Genomic DNA, 21,214 nt, shown 5'->3' on the forward strand with positions numbered 1-21,214 from the left:
TTCAGGCCTGGGGGCGCGTGTCGACCAGGGCGCGGGCCCGGCGCAGGTCGCCGGTGCCGAAGCCCTCGCTGAAACGGTCCAGCACGTTGGCCAGCATCGCTTCGGCTTCATGATCGCCGCCGCGCTCGCGCCAGAACTCCACCAGGCTGGTCGCCGACCGAAGCTCCCAAGAGAGCGCGCCGTCCTGCCGGGCCAGCTCGATCGAACGCAGATAGCAGTCGACCGCCTGGCGGGCCTGCTCGGTATTGCCCCGCCGCAGGACGTTGCCCTTGATGCGCAGAATCTCGGGAATGCCGACGACTTGGCCGGTAGCCTCGGACAGGGCGATGGCCTCATCGATGCCGGCAAGACCGCGACGCAGGTCGACCTGGCGGGCCAGGGCCTCGCCGTAGTTGGTCAGGTAGTTGGGATAGCGCATGCGGAACCCGCTCTCGCGCACCATAGCCAGCGTCCGCTGATAGGCTTCCAGGTCTATGGGCCGGTGGAGATAGAGATCCAGCCGCGCCGCGACGCAGGCGGCCATGGCCCGCCAGATCTCCAGGCCGTGCCGTTCGGCGTGCCGGATGCCTCGATCCAGTACGCTTTGGGCGGCCGCATAGTCGCGCACATAGAGCATGACGGGCAGCGATCCGTGGACCAGGGCGTAGCAGAGCGAGACCGCGTAGTTGGAGGCCTCCGCCTCGGCCAGCTGCACCCGCGCGGCTTCGACCGCCTGGTCGGGATAGCCTTGCAGCCACAGAACCGTCGCCAGCGCCCCGCGCGCCGTCAGGCGCTGGTCGAACTCGAAGCGCGCCGCGCCGGGATGCGGGTCGGCGCCGCACGAGCGGTAGACGATCTTCTCCAGCCTCTGCTGAGAGGCCGCCAGGGCGCCTAGCCAAGACAGCGCCGAGCCCGCCGTCGCATCCGAGTCAGACGGCGCGGCGGCGCTCCCCGCGCCTTCCAGCGCCGAGATCTTCTCGGCGACCTCCAGCGCCGAGCGCGAGTCGCCGGTCCAGAGTTCGTACTCCGCCAGGCCTCGCAGGCACTCCAGTTGCAGGTCCGTGTCGGCCGGCCCCTCGGCGAGCGCAAGCGCCCGGCTGAGCGCCTCCTTTACCGCCAGCAGCGGCCCCTGCGTATGCAGCAGCGTGGCGCCGCGCGTCAGGTTCAGCATCAGGTCGTCGCGCGCCGTGCGGACGGAGGCGAACCGGCCCTCCAGCGCCCGTTCGACCGCCACGCGGGATTCCTCCAGCAGCGAAAGCCGGCCCCAGAACGGTATCGCCGCGATGGTCAGGCTGATCAGCAGCCCGGCGTCGTCCGCGCTCCGGGAAGCCCAGCCGATGGCGTCGCGCACGTCGTCTATCCTGACGCCGTAGCGCTGGAGCCAGATCGTGCGCGGAAGCTTGTCGGCGTCGCGCCTGGCCTGGTCGGCCAGGGCCAGGAAGTAGCGCGCGTGGCGCAGGCCGACCGGGCCGGCTTCCCCGGAAGCCGCGAGCTTTTCCAGGGCGTAGGCCCGCGTCGTGTCGAGCAGCCGGTACTCGACGTCGTGGTCGCGCGGCTCGGCGGCGACCAGCGACTTCTCGACGAGGGCGGCCAGGTCCTCGACCACGACTGCCGGGCCGATCGCCTCGTCGGCGGCGATGGCGCAGGCGGAGGCCAGGGTGAAGGCGCCGGCCAGAACAGACAGCCGCCGCAACACCGCCTGCTCGCTGGCCGACAGCAGGTCGTGGCTCCAGTCGATCGCGGCCATCAGGGTGCGATGCCGCTCCGGACCAGCGCGCTGGCCGATCTGGAGGTGGAAGCGATCGCGGACCTGATGCAGCACGCCGGCGACGCCGAACAGGTCGATCCGCGTGGCGGCCAGCTCGATCGCCAGCGGCAGGCCGTCCAGTCGCCGGCAGATCTCGCCGACGAGGCCCGCGTCGCCGTCGGCCAGTTCGAAGGATTCCAGCCGATCCGTCGCCCGCTCGGCGAACAGGCGGACGGCGGCGAAGCCGAGCGCCGTCTCGGCGGTGAGCGGGGTCGAGGCCGGCGGCGTGTCGAGCCCCGGAAGGCGACGCAGCCGCTCTCCGGTCAGGCGCAGCGGCTCGCGGCTGGTCGCCAGGATCCGCACGCCCGGGGCGTCGGCCAGGATCCGTTCGGCGCAGGCGGCGACGGCGTCGATGATGTGCTCGCACTCGCAGCTGTCGAGCAGCAGCAGCATCTGCCGCTCGCGCAGGTACTCGCACAGCGCCGCCAGCATGTTGGCCGAATGGGCGCTCAGTCCGATCGCGGTGGCGATGACGCTGGGGACCAGGGCCGGGTCCTTGATCGGCGACAGGTCGACCAGCCACACCCCGTCGCGGTTGGTCCCGATCAGTCGCTCGGCCACCGCCAGCGCGACCGAGGTCTTGCCTATGCCGCCGGGGCCCACCACGGACACCAGCCGCGCCTCGCCCAGCTCGTCGCCGATAGCCTCGACGGCGTCGGTGCGGCCCAGCAGGCGCGTGGCGCTGGCCGGCAAGTTGTGTCTGCGGCGGCTGTCGGCGAGGCGTTCAACCGGGGCGTCCGGCCTGCCCACGATCCGGACCGGCGCTACGAAGGTGTAGCCCCGTCCGATCACGGTCGAGATGTAACGGGTTCCATCCTCCTGTCGCAGGATGCGGCGCAGGGAGACCATGTGGACCTTGAGGTTGCTCTCCTCGACGAAGGTGTCGGGCCAGACCTGCGCGAACAGGTCGCGCTTGGTCACTACGGCGCCGGCGCGCTCGACCAGGGCCGTCAGCAGGCCCAGCGCCCGGTTGCCGATCCGCACCGGGGTCTCGTTCTCCAGGAGGAGCTGTCGTTCGGGCAACAGCAGGAACGGGCCGAAGGCGAAGGATCGCGTCATCAGTTCGGCGTGGTCGTCCGCCACAGTCGCCTCCACGCCGCCAGCTCGCCCCGGGCGACCGATGTTACCGGACATCTACCGCAAACCGCTTCAGAAGCGATATCGAATCCCGGCGCCGTAGGTCCGGGGCTCGTTGATCACCAGAAAGGCCGAGGTGGGCGCGACCCGGGCGGCGAAGGAGAGGAAACGCTCGTCGGTCAGGTTGCGGCCGTAGATGAACGCCTCCGGACCGCTTGCGAGCCGAAAGGCCGCCTCCCCGCCCAGCTGGCCCCAGGGATCGGCGCGCAGCGCCCGCTCGTTGGCCGCGCCGACATGGAAAACGCCGCCGGCGACCTCGTAGGTCAGGCTGGCGAGGAACCGGCCGGCGCCCAAGCCGCGCACGTAGTCCAGGCCCAGGCCGCCCGACCAGCGGGGCGCCAGGTTCAGCCGGTTGCCCGAGCGGTCGGCCCGTCCTGGCGCGCAGAGCCGGTCGTCGCCCTGCGGATCGCCGGCGCTGATCGCCTGGCAGAAGGCGCGGTAGCGGGCGCTCAGATAGGCGCCCTGCGCGCGGATCGAGAAGCCATGCGGCAGTCTGGCGACGATGCTCGCCTCCAGCCCCGCCAGCCGCGCCGAGGCGGCGTTGTCCACACGGGTCAGTCCCAGGCCGATCGTGCTGCGGATCTGGATGTCGCCGTAGTCGTAGAGGAAGGCGGCTGCTTCGAGGGCGAGGCGGTGGTCGGCAAGCTGAGCCTTGACGCCCGCCTCGTAGGCCCAGAGGGTCTCGGGCCGGAAGGTGTTGGCGACCGTCGTCGCCGCGCCCGGCGCGAAGTTGAAGCCCGGCGGCTGATAGCCGCGTCCGGCCTTGGCGTAGACCAGCAGGTCGGGGCGGGCGCGGTATGACAGGCCGAGGCTGGGGATCAGCACGCTGTCCTCGACCTTGCCCGCCAGCAGCCGCCCCGGCGCGGGCGCCTGACGATAGTCGATGGTGAAATCCCGGCGTTCGCGGTCGTATCTCAGTCCGGTCACCAGGGTCAGGCGTTCGGCCAGATCGACCTCGAACTGGCCGAAGACCGCCCAGGCCGTCAGCTCGCTGTGGTCCTGCAGGTGGGTGAAGCTGGGCGGCGTGGTCGGCGCGCCGGTGGAAAGACCGTAGCGGGCCTGCTCGGTGAACAGGCTGGCGCCTGCCGTGGCGCGCAGGCGGCGGCCGGTGAACACGCCCCGGACTTCCTGGCTGAACGTGGCGCTGTGATTGGTCGCCGCCGTCAGCAGCGACGGTGCGGCTGACGCATCGGCGTCATAGGTCACGGTCGAGTCCAGGTCGCGCCAGCTGGTGACCGAGACCAGCTCCAGCGTTTCCAGCGGCCGATGGGTCAGGGTCAGGGACAGGCCGTCGTTGCCGGTCCGGCGAAGCGTGCGGGCCTGGCTGGCTGCGTCGCTGGCGAACACGGCCGGGTCGCCGAGGCCGATGAAAGCCCCGGACGGGGCATAGGCGTTCTTGAAGACGGGGGTGGCGCGATCCCGCGTCAGATCGCCCGACAGCACCGCCTCGAACCGGCGATCCGCCGAGCGGTAGCGCAGCCGGCCGCGAAGGGTGCGGGCGTCGCGGGCGTTCAGGCGATCGCCGGTGACCGTGTTGCGGATCGCGCCGTCGTGACGGAGGTAGCTGCCCGACAGTCCGGCGGACAGCCGTTCGGACAGGGGGCCGCCGATCGATCCCCTGGCTGAGATCGCCTCGAGGTTTCCGATGCGGATCTCGCCGCCGCCTTGCACCGCCTCGCCGGGCGAGCGCGTGATGATGTTGACCGCGCCGGCCGTCGCGTTGCGACCGTAGAGGGCGCCCTGGGGCCCGCGCAGCACCTCGATCCGCTCGACGTCGTCCAGGCCGAAGAAGGCCGCGTCGGGCCGCGACAGGTAGACGCCGTCGAGATAGATCGCCACCGGCTGTCCGGAGCCGATCGGAAGCACCTGGCCGGCGACGCCGCGGATAGACACCAGGTTGCTGGCGTTGCCGCCGGTGAAGCCGGCGATCGACAGGCTGGGCGTCGCGCCGGCGAGGTCCGAAAGGTCCCTGGCGCCCCGGCGCGCCAACTGGTCCTGGCCAACGACGGACAGGGCGATGGGAACGTCCTGATGGCGCTCGCGGCGCCGCTGGGCGGTGACGATCACGTCTTCGGCCAAGGCGGCCGACGGATCGGTGCGGGGCGCGCCCTCCCCCACCGCCAGCGGCGCTAGGATCGCCTGTAGCAGTGACAGCCCGCTCGAGATCGCCACCTTCCGCCCTCCCCGGCCAGACAGCGCTGCCTGCCGCATCGCGCGACAGATTCCAGCGGCCGTAAGCTAACCGGGAAACCCGTGATTTCCGAGCGGCCTCGTCGGCGGCGGGGTCAGGCCAAGCGCGTTCGCCCGCGCAGGCCTCATTGCTCGCGGAAGCTCCTGAACAGCCGCTGTTGCATCGGCTCCAGCAGGTACTGCAACGCCGTGCGCTTGCGCAGGGGCGCGACGACCTCGACCGGCAGCCCGGCCTTCAGGGCCGGCGGCTCGCGTCCCGGCTGCTTGAGCGCGGCCAGTTCCTCCGGCGGCACGGCGACCTCGGCGCGGAAATAGCGCGCGCCGGTCTTGTCGTCGGTGAAGCCGTCGGCCGACAGCTTGGTGACCGTGCCCTGCAGTAGGGGCAGCTGGCGGTCGTGGAAGGCCGTCAGCTTGACGTCGGCGCTCTGGCCCACGTGGACGTCGTCGGCGTCGTTCGGCGACACCCGGGCCTCGATGACCAGCGGCGCGCGCTGGGGCACGATCTCCATCAGCACGTCGCCGGGCGCGGCGACGCCGCCGACCGTGAACACCTTCAGGCCCACGACCTGGCCGGAGGCCGGCGCCCGGACCATGCCGCGCGAAAGCTGGTCGCGCGCGGCGGCCAGCCGGGGCTTCAGGTCGTTGAGCTCGATCTCCGACTGGCGCAGGTCGGCGATAACCTCGTCCATGTGCTCGCGGTCGCCTTGCAGGGCCTGCATGCGGGTCTCGCCGATGCCTTCGCGGGCGCTGGCGGCCTGGGCGCGATAGGCGCCGTCGGTCCCCACCAGGTCGGCCGCGGCCCGTTCGAGCGCCCTCACCCGCGTCAGCGGCGCATAGCCCTGGGCGGCCAGCTTGCGCATGCCCTCCAGTTCCTCGCCGATCAGCCGCTGCTGCTCGCGATTGGCGGCGAGCTGACGGTTATAGCCGTTGATCTGCTCGGCCAGCTGGCTGGCGCGCTCGCCCAGCACGCCGCGCCGCGAGGCCAGGGCTGCACGCTGAGCGGCCAGCTGACGGCGCTCCAGCCCCATGGCCTCGTCGGCCAGGATCTGGTCCTCGGCCGGCAGACCGGCGAAGGCTACAGGCGTGACCGGCGCGGCCAGGCCGTCGCGCTCGGCGATCAGCCGCGCCCGGCGCGCCTCGACCGCGAACACTCGCGCGGCCAGCGCCCGCTCCTGCGCCCGGATCTCCTGAACGTTCAGCTCGAGCAGAACCTGGCCTTGCTGGACCTTGTCGCCTTCCTGCACCCGCAGGGCCGAGATCACTCCGCCCTCGCGGTGCTGGACGGCCTGCCGGCTGCCGGAGACCACGACCACGCCCTGCGCATAGGCCCCGGCATCGAGCGGCGCGAACGCCGCCCACCCCAGGAAGCCGACGAAGAACAGGCCGGCGACGGCGAGGCCGGCGCGGAGCTCCCAGCGGGTTCCGTCGTTGGGGCCCTCGGTCTTGTAGGCCTCGACCGTGACCAGGGCCCCTGGCTTGTGAATGGCGAGCGAACCGGTCATGGCGTCACCCCGAAACCCGAAGATCGGAAGAGGCGTTGGCCGGGCGCGGCAGCCCGGCCACCCTCGCCTCCAGCGCCTGCAGCACCTCGCGGCGCGGACCGTAGAGATCCATGGCGCCGTCGCGCAGCACCAGGAGCTTGTCGGCCACGCCCAGGATGTTGAGGCGATGGGCGATGACCACCAGGGCCGCTCCCCTCGCCTTCTGGGCCGCGATCGCGTGCTCCAGCGCCGTCTCGCCCTCGAAGTCGAGATTGGAGTTGGGCTCGTCGAACACGAACACCTGGGGTGAGCCGTACAGCGCCCGGGCCAGGGCCAGGCGCTGGGCCTGGCCGGCTGACACCCCTGCCCCGCCCGGTCCGAGCGGCGTGTCGTAGGCCTGCGGCAGGCGCAGGATCATCTCGTGAGCCCCGGCCGCGGTGGCCGCGGCCACGGCCCGCTCGTCGATCTCGCGCGGGTCGCTCTCGGTGATGCTGGCGAAGCGGGCGATGTTTTCCTTCACAGTGCCGGCGAACAGGCCGCAGTTCTGCGGCAGGTAGCCGATGTGGGTCGCCAGGCGCTCGGACTGCCAGTCGGCGAGGTCCGCGCCGTCGATGCGCACGCAGCCGAGGTCAGGCGTCAGCGCCCCGACCAGCACCCGCGCCAGGGTGGTCTTACCCGCACCGCTGGGGCCGACGACGCCGATGATCTCGCCCGGATTGAGGTCGAAGGAGATGCCGCGCAGGATCAAGCCCGAACCGTCGGGCGTGCGGACGCCGGCCTGTTCGGCGCGCAGCCGCCCCTTGGGCTCGGGCAGCCGGGTGCGGACCGGCGCGGCCGGGGCGCGTTCGAAAAGGTCGGCCAGGGTGCGCAGGCCGTCGCGCGCCTGGATCACGTTCTTCCAGGACCCGACGATCTGTTCGACAGGCGCCAGGCTGCGGCTGAGCAGGATGGAGGCGGCGATGACGCCGCCGGCCGAAATCTCGTGGCGCACGGCCAGCCACGCGCCGGTTCCCAAGGCCAGCGACTGGAGCGTCAACCGCAGGAAGCGGATCAGGCCGGTGTAGAGCCCGCCGGTGAACTGGGCGTCGGCCTGCAGGCCGACGGCGGCGCGGCGGTCTAGCAGCTGGCGCACGATCAGCGGCTCGCGCATGCCCAGAGCCTTGACCAGGCCGCCCTGGCTGGCGATCGCCTCCTGGGTGGCGTAGGCCTGGGCGGAGGCTTCGTTGAGGGCCTCCAGCTTGGCGCGGGTGGCCTGCTCGTTGAGGATGGCCAGGATCAAAAGCGCTCCCGCGCCGATCACCGAGATCACGCCCAGCAAGGGGTGCAGCACAAAGCAGAGCGCCAGGTAGATCGGGGTCCAGGGCGCATCGAGCATCGCCGTGGCGGCCGAGCCCGAGACCACGTTGCGGAAGGCGTCGAACTCGCGCATGGCCTGGCGCAGGCGCGGCCCGGCGTCGGGGCCGAGCCCGCCGGTCAGCCGGGTCAGGACCTCGGGCGCCAGCAGGCGGTCGAGGCGCAGGCCCAGGCGCACCAGGATACGCTGGCGCAGGCTGTCGAGCACGGCCAGGGTGGCCAGGGCGCAGACAACCGCGATCGTCAGAAAAGCAAGCGACAGGAGCCCGCTGGTCGGCAGGACCCTGTCGTAGATCTGCAGCATGTAGAGGGTCGGCGCGAGATAGAGGATGTTGACCAGGGCGCTGAACCCGGCGGCGATCAGCAGATGCCGCCGACAGGTTCCGAACGCCTCGGCCAGCGGCTCGGGCAGGACACGCCGTCCCGAGCCTCCCGCCCTGTCCGCGCCGCCCCGGCCGCTCATGCGAGGACATCCTCGTGGTAGCGGGTCAGCATGCTCACGAACAGCTGATCATCCCCGTCGCCGGCGAAGGTGAAGCCGTTGATCGTGCCGTTGTTGTTGTAGTCGTCGAGCGCGGTGTGCAGCGCCGCTCCCGAGCCTTGCCACGCCGCGCTGTTCTGCTTGACCGCAGGCCCGTTGAAGTCGGCGATCCCGTCGTGGTTGGCGTCGGCGTACTGCTGCAGCCAGTCGATCGCCTGGTTCATCTTGGCGGCGGGACTGTTCGGGTCGAGCGGGTCGCCCGAGGGGTTGCCCGCCTCGAAGTTCAGCCAGGCGGCGATGACGTCGCGACCCAGGACATAGCGGGCGTCCTGCGACGGCTTCATCGAGGCGTCGATGACCTTGAGCGCCAGGGCCAGCGACATCTGCAGGGTGTCCTCGCCGACGTCCTTGACGCCGTTGCCGTTGTCGTCGCCCAGCAGGATGTAGCGCTCCTCCTTGTTGCTGTTGCCCGGGTCGGGGCCGTCGACGATGCCGTTGTTGTAGGCCAGCAGTTCGCCGTCGGGGAAATCAGGACCGGACTTGGTCTCGTTGCCCACCGTGCCGTCCCAGAAGGTCAGGCCGTTGGGCGACAGCCAGAAGCCGGGGGTGCGCACGCCCACGCTGTCGATCAGGCCGAAGTAGTAGGCCAGGTCGTTGTCGGTGGCCGTGCCGCCGGAGTAGCTGCCCGAGGCGGTGGCGTCGTTGACGTGCTGGCCGGCGGTCCAGGGCGCGGTGATCTGGAACTCGGTGCTGGCGCCGACCGCCAGGGTTCCGAGCGCCCGGGCCGTGCCGGCCGCCGCGCCGTTCAGGTCGAACACCGAGTCCGTGACCGTGGCGTTGGTCAGGGTCACGTTGCCGGTGTTGGCGACCACGAACTTGAACATGACGTTAGCGCCGGAGGTGGCGATCGGCCCCATGGGGTCGTCCGCGTCGCTCCAGGTCGCGCCGCCGTCGATCGAGACGTACTTTTCGATGTCGATGCTGGCGCGCTGCTGCACGGGCACGTTGGCGTCGTCGGTGTCGGGCCCGGTCTGGTTGGAGTCGGCCGTGGCCACATTCTCCAGCTTGCCGTCGCCGCCGCCGTTGGAGTCGAGTTCGGCCTGGGTGACCGTGTGCTTGGCCGTGTAGCCCCAGGTTTCACCGACCTCCAGAAGGCCGTCATTGTCGCCAACCACGTCAGCGCCGCGCATGATCGATCCGGCGTCGGCATAGGGGTCGGTGACGGTCACGCCGTCCAGGGTCGTGTTGCCGGTGTTGGCCACGGTGATGACGTAGCTGATCTGCTCGCCGGCCGCGTCGGCGGTTCCTCCGGGGACCGTCGCATCCTTGGTGATGTTGAGGCTGGGCCGGCGGTCGACAGGCACGCTGGCGTCGTCGGTGTCGGGTCCGGTCTGGTTGGAGTCGGCCGTGGCCGTGTTTTCCAGCTGTCCATCACCGCCGCCGTTGGAGTCGATCTCGGCTTGCGTGACCGTGTGCTTGGCGGTGTAGCTCCAGACTTCGCCCACTTCGAGCAGGGCGTCATTGTCGCCCACCGTGTCGGCGCCGCGGACCAGGGTTCCGGCGTCGGCATAGGGGTCGGTGACGGTGACGCCGTCTAGGGTGGTGTTGCCGGTGTTGGTGACGCTGATCGTGTAGCTGATCTGCTCACCGGCGACGTCGGCCGTGCCTCCAGGCACCGTCGCATCCTTGACGATGTTCAGGCTGGGTCGCCGATCGACAGGCACGCTGGCGTCGTCGGTGTCTGGCCCGGTCTGGTTGGAGTCGGCCGTGGCCGTGTTCTCCAGCTGACCATCGCCGCCGCCGTTGGAATCGATCTCAGCCTGGGTGACGGTGTGCTTGGCGGTGTAGCCCCAGGTTTCGCCGACCTCCAGCAGGGCGTCATTGTCGCCCACGACATCCGCGCCGCGCATGATCGAGCCAGCGTCGGCATAGGGGTCGGTGACGGTGACGCCGTCCAGCGTGGTGTTGCCGGTGTTGGCGACGGTGATGACGTAGCTGATCTGCTCGCCGGCCGTGTCGGCGGTTCCTCCGGGGACGGTGGCGTCCTTGGTGATGTTCAGGCTGGGTCGCGGGGCGACCGGGACGCTGGCGTCGTCGGTGTCGGGACCGGTCTGGTTGGAGTCGGCCGTGGCCGTGTTCTCCAGTTGGCCATCGCCGCCACCGTTGGAGTCGAGCTCGGCCTGGGTGACCGTGTGCTTGGCGGTGTAGCCCCAGGTTTCACCGACCTCCAGCAGGCCGTCGTTATCGCCGACCACGTCGGCGCCGCGGATGATCGAGCCCGCATCGGCATAGGGGTCCGTCACCGTTACGCCGTCCAGGGTGGTGTTACCGGTGTTGGCGACGGTGATGACGTAGCTGATCTGCTCGCCGGCCACGTCGGCCGTGCCGCCAGGGACGGTGGCGTCCTTGGTGATGTTGAGGCTCGGGCGTCGATCGACGGGCACGCTGGCGTCGTCGGTATCGGGACCGGTCTGGTTGGAGTCGGCCGTGGCCGTATTCTCCAGGGCGCCGTCGCCGCCGCCGTTGGAGTCGATCTCTCCTTGCGTGACCGTGTGCTTGGCGGTGTAGCCCCAGGTTTCACCGACCTCCAGAAGGCCGTCGTTATCGCCGACCACGTCGGCGCCGCGGACGATCGAGCCGGCGTCGGCATAGGGGTCGGTGACGGTGACGCCGTCCAGGGTGGTGTTGCCGGTGTTGGCGACCGTGATGACGTAGCTGATCTGCTCGCCGGCCGCGTCAGCCGTGCCGCCGGGAACGGTGGCGTCCTTGGTGATGTTCAGGCTGGGCCGCCGATCGACGGGAACATTGGCGTCGTCGGTATCGGGGCCGGTCTGGTTGGAGTCGGCCGTGGCCGTGTTCTCCAGCATGCCGTCGCCGCCGCCGTTGGAGTCGATCTCTCCCTGCGTGACCGTGTGCTTGGCCGTGTAGCTCCAGACCTCGCCCACTTCGAGCAGGGCGTCGTTGTCGCCCACCGTGTCGGCGCCCCGGACGATGGATCCGGCGTCGGCATAGGGGTCGGTGACGGTGACGCCGTCCAGCATCACGTTGCCGGTGTTGGCGACGCTGATCGTGTAGCTGATCTGTTCGCCGGCCGCGTCGGCCGTACCGCCGGGGACGGAGGCGTCCTTGGTGATGTTGAGCGCCGGGTTACGGGTCAGGGTCACGGTCTCGGGATCGCTGTCCGAAACCGAAATGCCGCTGGCCGAGGAGCCCGTGGCGGTGCCGGTGTTGGTGTAGCCGCCGGCTTCGATCTCGGCCTGGGTGAACACGTGCAGCAGGCTGCCGGTCGCCGAGGCGCCGACCGCGAGGTCGTCGGCCTGGCCGTCGCCGTCCTGGTCGGTGAGGCCCGCCAGGGTGATCGGGATGTCGTCGGCGGTGTTTCCGGGCGTGCCGTTGTCATCCATCAGGGTGACGTTCAGCAGCTTGATCGTGCCGGTGTTGGTGACCGTGAAGTTGAACACCTGGGTGTCGCCGGCGTCGTCGCCGTTGCCGTCACCGTCGGTGCGCGTACCGGCCGTCTTGACCACGTCCACCTGCGGGGGGATCGGCTGGTTGCCGATCTGCACGTTGTAGGTGGTGGCCTCGGCCAGGGTTACGGTCTCGAAGACGCCCGTGGTCTGGGTCCAGCCTTCCTGCAGCACCTCGTCGACCTGCACCGTGCCTAGCGACAGCGGCAGGCCGCCGATCTGGAACGTGCCGTCGGCCTTGGTCACCGTCGAGCGTTCGCCGGCGTCGAGCACGCCGTTCTTGTTCTCGTCGACGAAGATAGTCCAGCCGCCGAGGCCGGCTTCGCCCGCGTCCTGCACCCCGTCGCCGTCGGCGTCGAGGAACTTGACGCCGCTGATGATGGCGGCCTTCTCGGTGTTGAATTCCTCGAAGCCGTCGTCGGCGTTGTAGGTCGTGCCTGCCCGTCCGAACTCGGCGTACATCGTGATGTAGGCCGTGCTCAGGTCGGCGCCGCCGAACAGCGAGACCGGCACGTAGAAGATGTAGTCGTCATTGCCGCTGCCCGACGAGTGGGCGTCCATCAGCAGCGTCTTGTCGCCGCCGGCGTCGAGATCAAAGATCTTGGTGAAGTCTGCGTCCAGCTCTTGCGTGCCGGCGACATAGTCCGCGCCCGTGGCCGGGGCCGACGAGTAGTAGATCTTCATCGCGTTCAGCGCGGTGTACGGGTTCTCGTTGGTCTCGTTGAGGTCGAGCCGGAACTCCAGGTACTGCACGCCGTCGATGATCCTGATGGGGATCTGGTTGAAGGTCAGGCTGCTGGTCTTGCTCTGGTCGGTGTTGAGCACGCCGTTGGCGTCGGTGTTGAAGCCGTTCTCGTTGCCGTCGTTGTCGCGGATGGCCAGGAACGGATCGTAGGTGCCGGTGCCTGAACCGATCGCGTCGCCGCGCGTGATGATCACGCCGTTCACGGTCGTCGAACTGCCTGGTGTGGTGATGTCTATGTCGGCCATGACTTGCTCCCGAGCGCTCCGCGCGCGTGCCCGCTGGGCTCGTCCGCGCGATCCAAACGAAGGCCTCGATCACAACGTCGACAGGGGAGACGGATGCCGGGTCCGAGGTCGGCGCCGGAGGCGCGCGCGAACCGCAAAGCTCGTGGTCGTTTCCGGGAGGCGGCTTTCCGCTCTCCCCTCGCCGACTAGAGACCTTCTGGAACGTGCAACGCCTACGCGAAGCGAAACAGCGGCTAGCGATCGGCCTAGTTCAGCTCCGCGTCAATAACTCGACCTTAGCAATGACAACTCGTCATGCAGAATGCATTATGGTGAATGCTTCAGTATCTGCCTCAATTCCACATCACGAAGTTAGTCATTCGTATGTACTAGACTTTCGCGAAGGTTGGGCGAGCGGTGAACTCGCCTTTCCTAGAAACGTCCGCGCAAGGTCAGGCGAGCGACCCTGCCCATGACGTCCTGGTCGTCGCGGCCATAGCCCGGGGCGGCCCTTCCGTCGCCCAGCCTGGCGCGAGGCCGGGCGTCGAGCAGGTTCTCGATTTCGAAGCCCAGCCTTAGGCCGGACAGGCGTGGCGCGCCCGTGCCCGCCTCACTCGGCTTCGTCGCCGCGCGGGGCGGCGTCGGGATCATGTAGCCCAGTTTGAGGTCGAGCCGGGTGAAGTCGGAGACGATCAGGTCCCCGGGACCGTCCAGGCCGGCGTCGCGGCGGGTGCGATAGCCTTCCCTCCACCGCGCGCTGGCGTTCAGCGTCCATTTGTCGCGGCGCGCGTCGACCGTGGCCGACAGTTCGTTCAGCGGGGATCCGCCGCCGTCGCCCGCCAGATGGTCCATCACCGGATAACCCGTGCGGATGGTGGTCGTGCTTTTCAGCTGCAGGGTGTGGTTCAGCGAGACCCGCAAGGTGGGCGCGCCTGGCGGCGCAGGCGTCGCCGCGCCGCCGAACGGCACGTTGAAGCTGATGTTCGACCCCAGGGAGTCCGACCGGGACGACAGCAGGTTGATCGATCTCTGGTCGATGCCGATCAGCCGGCCGTCGGCGTCGCGCTGGAAGCGCTCGGGAAAGGCGGCTTCGACGGCCGGGGTCAGGGTCGGCAGGCTGCTGATCCCGTCGCGGGTGTCGGACGTGCGGTAGCTGATGTTGGCCGTCAGGCGCCAGGGCGTGACCGGACCGGCCGAGACCCCTAGCGAGAAGCGCTCGTTGGTCTGGCCCTTCAGGTCGGGGTTGCCGCCGTAGAGCGGCAGGATCTCGACCGATTGCCCGGTGGCGAAGTCGAACACCACGGTCGGCGTTCCGTAGAACGGGGCGTCGAACAGCTGCTGGTTGGACGGCGCGTCGTAGGATCGCGCCCAAGAGCCGTTGAACCTAAGAATCTTGCTGGGGGACCAAGACAGGGCCCCGTTCAGCCCGCCGCCTCCGCCCGATCCGGTCTGCCGGCGCAGGCTGCCGCTGAGGTTCAGGGACGCGGTTCCCAGATTGATCGGTGGCGGCGCCTCGCCCGCCTGTGGCGCGCGCAGCAGCGGTATGGAAAGCCCGCCGCGAACATCGGCCGCGTCGGCCGACCGCTCGGTCCTGGTTCCGTCGACGGTGCTGGTCGAACTGCTGTGGGAGACGCGTCCGCCGAGGTCCATCGTCAGCGGGCCGGCCGGCAGCACGAACAGCGGCCGGTCGGCCGACAGGTTCAGCCCGATCGAGCGGTTCTGGGTCTTGCGATCGGTCAGCCCCTCCTGCGAGCCGCTGGACACCATGCCGTCGAGGTTGCCGCGCACGGACCAGCCCTTGATCTGGCCGTTCGCCCCCGCGCTGGCGTTCAGCGCCCGTTGCCGGCCGCGAATGGCGGCCAGCGCCTCTCCCCGGCGCGAGGCCGAGCGGTCGCGCTGGGCCCGCGCCTGGGCGCTGAACGCGCCTTGCCAGTCGCCCAGCTCGCGATTGACCGACATGTTGGCGGTCACCGCCGTGTTCTCGGGCCGCAGGGTGACGCCTTGGGAGCCTGGGTTGTCGCGCAGGTAGTCGGGGCGCTCGTCGGCGCGCAGCGAGGTGTCGCGGGTGATGCGCCCGCCGATCTGGCTGGTGTTCTGGTTGGCGATCGCCGAACTGCGGATGTCGGCCATAAGCGAGGATCGCCCGCCGGCCGTGGGGCCGCTCAACGCCAGCTGGCCTTCCCGGCTCTGGAAGTTGCGTTTCAGCACGATATTGACCACCCGGCGGCCGGGATCGGCGCCGTAGAGGCCGGCGGCCTGCTCGGGCAGCAGCTCGACGCGTGTCATGGCGTCGGGTGGGAAGGTCATGTAGTCGCCGGCGTTCTGCACCCGGCGGCCGTTGATGATCACCACGGGCGGGTCGACCAGGCCGTAGGCCGAGCTGATCCGGTCGAGGGCTTCGCGGATGTCGTAGGCGCCGAGGGCTTCGATCTCGTCGGGGGAAAGCTCGGTCTCCGGCGGGGTCTTGGCCGCGCCGCGGCGGGCCATGACCTCGACGCCCGACAGCCGCACGGCCGCCTCGTCGCCCTCCTCCGTATCGGTCGCCGCCGCGGTCGCCGCCTGGGGCGCGGCCGGAACCTCGGTCCCGGGAAAAGCGGACAGGAGAAGCAGCCAGTACATCGAGGCCATCCAGCCGTATCACAGCCGCCAGTTGCAAGCCTTCTATGTACTTTTTTGTAAATAAAAGCGCGGCCGTAATGTGGCGTCAGGTGATCCGGCGCTTCTCCAGCTTCCGGGCCAGGGTGCGCCGGTGCATGCCCAGGCGCCGGGCGGTCTCGGAAATGTTGAAGTCGGTCTCGACCAGGGTCTGGTGGATCCGCTCCCATTCCAGGTTCTTGATCGAGGTCGCGCGCTCGCCGATGGCCGCGCCGGCGTCGCCCTCGCGCTTGTCGAAGGCGGCCTCGATGTCGTCGGTGTTCGAGGGCTTGGCCAGGTAGTGGCAGGCGCCCAGCTTGATGGCCTCGACCGCGGTGGCGATGCTGGCGAAGCCGGTCAGCACGACGATCAGCATCTCGGGATCACGCCCGATCAGCGCCTGCACGCAAGCCAGGCCCGACTCCCCGGCCAGCTTCAGGTCGACCACGGCGTAGCGCGGGGTGAAGGTCATGAGCGCCACCAGCGCCTCGTCCAGGCCGTGCACGTGCACCACCTGGTAGCCCCGGCGCTCGAAAGACTTCTTGAGGGTGGCGGCGAACTTCTCGTCGTCCTCTACGATGATCAGCTTGCGTTCAGCGGGCATGACGCCTCCCGATCTGCAGCGAGGCCAGGGGCAGGCTCAGGACCACGCGCGCGCCGCCCTCGGGACGGTTGGCCGCGGCGACCTCCCCGCCCAGCTTGCGCAGCACGTTGACCACCAGGAAGAGGCCCAGGCCGCCCCCTGCCCTGCCCTTGGTGGAGTTGTAGGGCGTGCCGAGGTTCTCCAGGGTTTCGGCGGTGAATCCCGGCCCCTGGTCCTCGACCGCGACGACGATCCAGCCGTCGGCGACGTGCGCGCTCATCCGCACCGCGTGGGGCGAGGCGTCGCGCGCATTGTCGAGCACGTTGTGGATCACCTGCTTGAGCGTCGATTCCGCGACGATGGGCACCACGCCCGACAGGTCCGGCGCATAGGTCAGCACCTCGCCGTCGCGGGTGGCCCGCCACTCGTCGACCACCTCGTCGAGGAAGGCGCGCAGGGTGCTGGCGCGCACCTCGCCGCTGCGGGCCTCGCCGGCCGACAGCAGGACGCCGGTGACGATGTCCTTGCAGCGCTTGACCTCGCCGCGCATGTCCTCGAGCTCCTGGGCCAGATCCGGGTGCTTGGCGAACACCTTCATCCGCCGCCAGTCGCCCAGGATGACGTCCAGCGTCGCCAGCGGCGTGCCCAGTTCGTGCGCGGCGCCGGAGGCCAGCAGTCCCATGCGGACGATGTGGGTCTCCTCCGCCGCCCGCTGGCGCAGTTCGGCCAGATGGGCGTCGTGCCGGCGCAGGTTGCTGTTGATGCGCGAGACGAAGGTCACCAGCAACACGGCGTCCAGCACCACGCCCATCATCATGCCCATGATGAACAGGCCGAAGAAGGCCTGATCGCTTAAGCCCGTGGCGATCACCGGGCGGTTGGCGGCCACCAGCAGCAAGAAGCAGAAGCTGGTCAGGAACACGATCGCCCAGGTCGCCCAGACCTCGAGCAGCACCACCCCCAGGATCACGTGCAGCAGGTAGAGCGTCGTGAACGGATTGGTCGCCCCGCCGCTGAAATAGAGCTGGGCCGTCAGGGCCAGGGAGTCGAGCGCCAGGGCCAGGAAGAGGTCGTAGGGGCCGATCGGCTTGGCGCTCTTCAGGCGCAGCAGGCTGAAGAGGTTCAGCACCACCAGCGCCGCCAGCACCAGCATCATCGCCGCCAGCGGCAGGTGGAAGCCCAGGCTGAAATGCACCGCCAGGATGGTGACCACCTGGCCGACCACGGCGATCCAGCGCAGGTGGATCAGCTGCAGCATGTTCTGGCGGGCGATGGCGTCGGCGGGGCCCGCCGCGTTGTCCGCGGCCCGCGCTCCCGAAAGCCAGCCCGACATGCCGGCGATCAGGATGCGGGCGGTCGGCGTCATGGGGTCTCTTTAACCCGGTTCCGGCGCGCGTCGAGCAGAACATAGACGGCCGCCCCGCCGGTCAGCAGCGCCAGGCCGAACCAGGTCAGCGCATAGACGAGGTGGCTGTTGGGGAACTTGACGACCGTCAGCCCGCCGATCGGCCAGCCGCCGGGATTGGGCGTGGCGTCGGCGTCGACGAAGTACGGGGCAAGGTTCGAAAGCCCACTCGCCTGCCCGATCGCCGCGACGTCGCGGGAGTACCAGCGGTTCTCGGCCGGGGCGTTGGTGCGCAGGAAGCCGCCGTGCGGCTCGGTCAGGCGCAGCAGGCCGACGACGGTGACCGGCCCCTCGACCTGGGCGGCCAGGCGCGCGCCGGGCGCGCGGCGCTCGGCCGAGACGAAGCCGCGATTGACCAGGACGTCGAAGCCCTGGTCGGTATGGAGGGGGGTCATGACCCAGAAGCCGGGGCCTTCGGTCGTCACGGCCTGGACCAGGGTCTCGCGGTCGTTGGCGAAGCGCCCGGTCAGGCGCAGGCAGCGATAGCCGTCGCTGGCCTGGGAGAGGCTCGCCCAGCGGTCGGGGCCGGGCGGCGAGGAAGGCTCTGAGTGAATGCGCTGCTCGACCTGAGAGATCAGGTCGAGCTTCCAGGCCCTGCGCTGGACCTGCCAGCCGCCGAGCGCCAGGAAGAACGCCGTGAAGGCCAGGCAGAGCCCGACCAGGGCGATCGTCCGGGCGGCTCGGCCGCCGGACTTCGTCACGGAACTTCCCGCATGTCGTGCGGCATCGGCGCCATCATGTGGCTGTCGAGGTTGTGCATCACCCACAGCGACCCCGAGAGCGTGATCACCACCACGACCAGGGTGAACACCAGGGCCAGCATGGTCCAGCCGCCTTCCGAACGCGAGTTCATGTGAAGGAAGTAGATCATGTGGACGATGACCTGGATCACGGCCAGGCCCATGACCGCCAGGGCGGTCATCTGGTTGTTGGGCAGCACGTCGCCCATGACCAGCCAGAACGGGATGGCGGTGAGGATCACCGCCAGCACGAAGCCGATCACGTAGTCCTTCAGCGTGCCGTGGGCGCCGCCATCTTCATGGCCGTGCCCGTGGTCGTCATGCGCGTGGTGCGCGTCGTGGCTGGCCGCGCTCATTTCAGGACTCCGAGCAGATAGACGAACGAGAAGACGCCGATCCAGATGACGTCGAGGAAGTGCCAGAACATCGACAGGCACATCAGGCGACGCTTCATCTCGCCGCCGAGGCCGCGCTTGGCGACCTGGACCATGAGCGTAACGAGCCAGATGCAGCCGAAGGTCACGTGCAGGCCGTGGGTGCCGACGAGCACGAAGAACGACGACAGGAACGCGCTGCGCTGCGGGCCGGCGCCCTCATGGATGAGGTGGTTGAACTCGTAGAGTTCCAGCGACAGGAACCCCAGGCCCAGCAGGCCGGTGACGGCAAGCCAGGCGAGGGTGGGCTTCACCTTCTTGGCCTGGGCCGAGATCATGGCGAAGCCGTAGGTGATCGACGAGAACAGCAGCAGCGCGGTGTTGACCGCCACGATGGGCAGATCGAACAGATCCGCCCCCGAGGGGCCGGCCGCATAGTTGCGGCCGAGCACGGCGTAACAGGCGAAGAGGACCGCGAAGATCAGACAGTCGCTCATCAGGTAGATCCAGAACCCCAGCAGGGTTCCGTTCTCCGGATGGTGGTCCTCGGTGAGGTAGAAGCGGTCCTTGTCCGCTTCGGTCAGGGCTTGGGCGTGGGCCATGGGTTACGCGAGGCTCCGCAGGGCTTCGGTGCGGGCGTCCTCGACACGGACGACCTCCTCGGCCGGAATGTAGTAGTCACGCTTGAAGTTGAAGGTGTGGATGATCGCCGAGGCCACGAGAGCCACGAACGAGATCACCGCCAGCCACCAGATCTGCCAGATCATCGCGAAGCCGACGACCACCGAGATCCCGGCCAGGACGACGCCCGCGCCAGTGTTCTTCGGCATGTGGATCGGGATGAACCCGGTCGTCGGGCGCACATAGCCGCGCTGCTTCATGTCGTGCCAGGCGTCGATCTCGTGGATCACAGGCGTGAACGCGAAGTTGTAGGCCGGCGGCGGCGACGAGGTCGACCATTCCAGCGTACGGCCGCCCCAGGGGTCGCCCGTCTTGTCGGCGTACTGCTCGCGCTTCATGAAGCCGACGACCATCTGCATCACGAACGAGATGATGCCGAACAGGATCAGCACGGCGCCGAAGGCCGAGATCACGAACCAGATCTGCAGGCTGTGGTCTTCGAAGTGGCTGACGCGGCGCGTCACGCCCATCAGGCCCAGCACGTAGAGCGGCATGAAGGCGAAGAAGAAGCCGATCTGCCAGAACCAGAACGACAGCTTGCCCCAGAACGGGTCCAGCTTGAAGCCGAAGGCTTTCGGGAACCAGTACACGATGCCGGCGAACATGCCGAACACCACGCCGCCGATGATGACGTTGTGGAAGTGGGCGATCAGGAACAGCGAGTTGTGCAGGACGAAGTCGGCGGGCGGGACGGCCAGCAGGACGCCGGTCATGCCGCCGATGACGAAGGTGACCATGAAGCCGACGGTCCACAGCATCGGCACTTCGAAGCGGATGCGGCCGCGGTACATCGTGAACAGCCAGTTGAAGATCTTCGCCCCGGTCGGGATCGAGATGATCATCGTCGTGATCCCGAAGAACGAGTTCACGCTGGCGCCCGAGCCCATGGTGAAGAAGTGGTGCAGCCACACGATGTACGACAGGATCGTGATGACGACCGTGGCGTAGACCATCGAGCTGTAGCCGAACAGGCGCTTGCTGCAGAAGGTCGAGACGACTTCCGAGAACACGCCGAAGGCGGGCAGCACCAGGATGTAGACCTCGGGGTGACCCCAGATCCAGATGAGGTTCACGTACATCATCGGGTTGCCGCCGAAGTCGTTCGTGAAGAAGTTGGTGCCGAGGTAGCGGTCAGACGACAGCAAGGCCAGGACGGCGGTCAGGATCGGGAAGCTGGCGACGATCAGGACGTTGCTGCACAGCGAGGTCCAGGTGAACACCGGCATCTTCATCAGGCTCATGCCCGGAGCGCGCATCTTCACGATCGTGACGATCAGGTTGATGCCCGACAGGGTGGTGCCCACGCCCGCGATCTGCAGTGACCAGATATAGTAGTCGACCCCTACGTCCGGACTGTACGCCAACCCAGACAGCGGCGGATAGGCCAGCCAGCCGGTGCGGGCGAACTCGCCGACGAACAGCGACAGCATCACCGTGATCGCGCCGCCGACCGTCATCCAGAAGCTGAAGTTGTTCAGGAACGGGAAGGCCACGTCGCGAGCGCCGATCTGCAGCGGCACGACGAGGTTCATCAGGCCGGTGATCAGCGGCATCGCCACGAAGAAGATCATGATCACGCCGTGGGCGGTGAAGACCTGGTCGTAGTGGTGCGGCGGCAGGTAGCCGGCCGCGTCGCCGAAGGCGATGGCCTGCTGGGCGCGCATCATCAGGGCGTCGGCGAAGCCGCGCAGCAGCATGATGATGGCCAGGATGATGTACATCACCCCGATCTTCTTGTGGTCGACGCTGGTCAGCCACTCACGCCACAGGTAGCCCCAGACCTTGAAATAGGTCAGGGCGGCCAGGACGGTGATCCCACCCAGGGCGACGACCGCGAAGGTGCCGATCAGGATGGGCTCGTGAAGGGGGATGGCGTCCCATGTGAGACGGCCGAAGATCGATTTTACTAGGTCCGGGGACATGAATGATCTCT

At 69.0% G+C, this 21,214-nt stretch carries 12 protein-coding genes; all 12 read right to left on the minus strand.

The genetic code is table 11. From position 1 onward, the window contains the following. Nucleotide 1: 1 nt before the first annotated feature. Nucleotides 2-2,869, minus strand: a complete 2,868-nt coding sequence (locus P7A99_RS19520) for an ATP-binding protein (protein WP_277795422.1) — start codon at nt 2,867-2,869, stop codon at nt 2-4. 66 nt (nt 2,870-2,935) lie between these two features. Beyond that, nucleotides 2,936-5,095 (minus strand): TonB-dependent receptor, encoded by a 2,160-nt coding sequence (locus P7A99_RS19525; protein WP_277795423.1) that lies wholly within the window; start codon nt 5,093-5,095, stop codon nt 2,936-2,938. 143 nt (nt 5,096-5,238) lie between these two features. After that, the gene (locus P7A99_RS19530) at nt 5,239-6,615 is read right to left on the minus strand and encodes an HlyD family type I secretion periplasmic adaptor subunit (RefSeq protein WP_277795424.1); all 1,377 of its coding nucleotides are present in this window, start codon (nt 6,613-6,615) and stop codon (nt 5,239-5,241) included. 4 nt (nt 6,616-6,619) lie between these two features. Next, nucleotides 6,620-8,410, minus strand: a complete 1,791-nt coding sequence (locus P7A99_RS19535; RefSeq protein WP_277795425.1) for a type I secretion system permease/ATPase — start codon at nt 8,408-8,410, stop codon at nt 6,620-6,622. After that, on the minus strand, nt 8,407-12,885 hold the full coding sequence (locus P7A99_RS19540; RefSeq protein ID WP_277795426.1) for a beta strand repeat-containing protein: 4,479 nt from the start codon (nt 12,883-12,885) through the stop codon (nt 8,407-8,409). The genes P7A99_RS19535 and P7A99_RS19540 overlap by 4 nt, the downstream gene beginning before the upstream one ends. A 411-nt stretch (nt 12,886-13,296) precedes the next feature. Then, nucleotides 13,297-15,483: a TonB-dependent receptor domain-containing protein gene (locus tag P7A99_RS19545; RefSeq protein ID WP_277795427.1), complete on the minus strand. Its 2,187-nt coding sequence runs from the start codon at nt 15,481-15,483 to the stop codon at nt 13,297-13,299. 85 nt (nt 15,484-15,568) lie between these two features. Further along, on the minus strand, nt 15,569-16,102 hold the full coding sequence (locus tag P7A99_RS19550; RefSeq protein ID WP_277795428.1) for a response regulator transcription factor: 534 nt from the start codon (nt 16,100-16,102) through the stop codon (nt 15,569-15,571). After that, nucleotides 16,092-17,447 carry an ATP-binding protein gene (locus tag P7A99_RS19555; protein ID WP_277795429.1) on the minus strand — a complete coding sequence of 452 codons (1,356 nt, stop codon included), beginning with the start codon at nt 17,445-17,447 and terminating at the stop codon, nt 16,092-16,094. Before P7A99_RS19555 ends, P7A99_RS19550 begins: the two co-directional genes overlap by 11 nt. After that, nucleotides 17,444-18,187, minus strand: a complete 744-nt coding sequence (locus P7A99_RS19560) for an SURF1 family protein (RefSeq protein ID WP_277795430.1) — start codon at nt 18,185-18,187, stop codon at nt 17,444-17,446. Before P7A99_RS19560 ends, P7A99_RS19555 begins: the two co-directional genes overlap by 4 nt. Continuing rightward, nucleotides 18,184-18,582: a cytochrome o ubiquinol oxidase subunit IV gene (gene cyoD, locus P7A99_RS19565; RefSeq protein ID WP_277795431.1), complete on the minus strand. Its 399-nt coding sequence runs from the start codon at nt 18,580-18,582 to the stop codon at nt 18,184-18,186. The genes P7A99_RS19560 and cyoD overlap by 4 nt, the downstream gene beginning before the upstream one ends. Then, nucleotides 18,579-19,202: a cytochrome o ubiquinol oxidase subunit III gene (gene cyoC / locus P7A99_RS19570; RefSeq protein WP_277795432.1), complete on the minus strand. Its 624-nt coding sequence runs from the start codon at nt 19,200-19,202 to the stop codon at nt 18,579-18,581. The genes cyoD and cyoC overlap by 4 nt, the downstream gene beginning before the upstream one ends. A 3-nt stretch (nt 19,203-19,205) precedes the next feature. Then, nucleotides 19,206-21,203: a cytochrome o ubiquinol oxidase subunit I gene (gene cyoB, locus P7A99_RS19575; protein ID WP_277795433.1), complete on the minus strand. Its 1,998-nt coding sequence runs from the start codon at nt 21,201-21,203 to the stop codon at nt 19,206-19,208. Nucleotides 21,204-21,214: the final 11 nt, after the last annotated feature.

The organism is Caulobacter endophyticus, from assembly GCF_029543245.1.
GTDB classification, from domain to species: Bacteria; Pseudomonadota; Alphaproteobacteria; order Caulobacterales; family Caulobacteraceae; genus Caulobacter; species Caulobacter endophyticus_A.

Coding starts and splice junctions, on each gene's coding strand:
- P7A99_RS19545 (WP_277795427.1), bottom strand. CDS start 15,483: ATGTACTGGCTGCTTCTCCTGTCCGCTTTTCCCGGGACCGAGGTTCCG.
- P7A99_RS19555 (WP_277795429.1), bottom strand. CDS start 17,447: ATGACGCCGACCGCCCGCATCCTGATCGCCGGCATGTCGGGCTGGCTT.
- P7A99_RS19540 (WP_277795426.1), bottom strand. CDS start 12,885: ATGGCCGACATAGACATCACCACACCAGGCAGTTCGACGACCGTGAAC.
- P7A99_RS19530 (WP_277795424.1), bottom strand. CDS start 6,615: ATGACCGGTTCGCTCGCCATTCACAAGCCAGGGGCCCTGGTCACGGTC.
- cyoC (WP_277795432.1), bottom strand. CDS start 19,202: ATGGCCCACGCCCAAGCCCTGACCGAAGCGGACAAGGACCGCTTCTAC.
- P7A99_RS19535 (WP_277795425.1), bottom strand. CDS start 8,410: ATGAGCGGCCGGGGCGGCGCGGACAGGGCGGGAGGCTCGGGACGGCGT.
- cyoB (WP_277795433.1), bottom strand. CDS start 21,203: ATGTCCCCGGACCTAGTAAAATCGATCTTCGGCCGTCTCACATGGGAC.
- cyoD (WP_277795431.1), bottom strand. CDS start 18,582: ATGAGCGCGGCCAGCCACGACGCGCACCACGCGCATGACGACCACGGG.
- P7A99_RS19550 (WP_277795428.1), bottom strand. CDS start 16,102: ATGCCCGCTGAACGCAAGCTGATCATCGTAGAGGACGACGAGAAGTTC.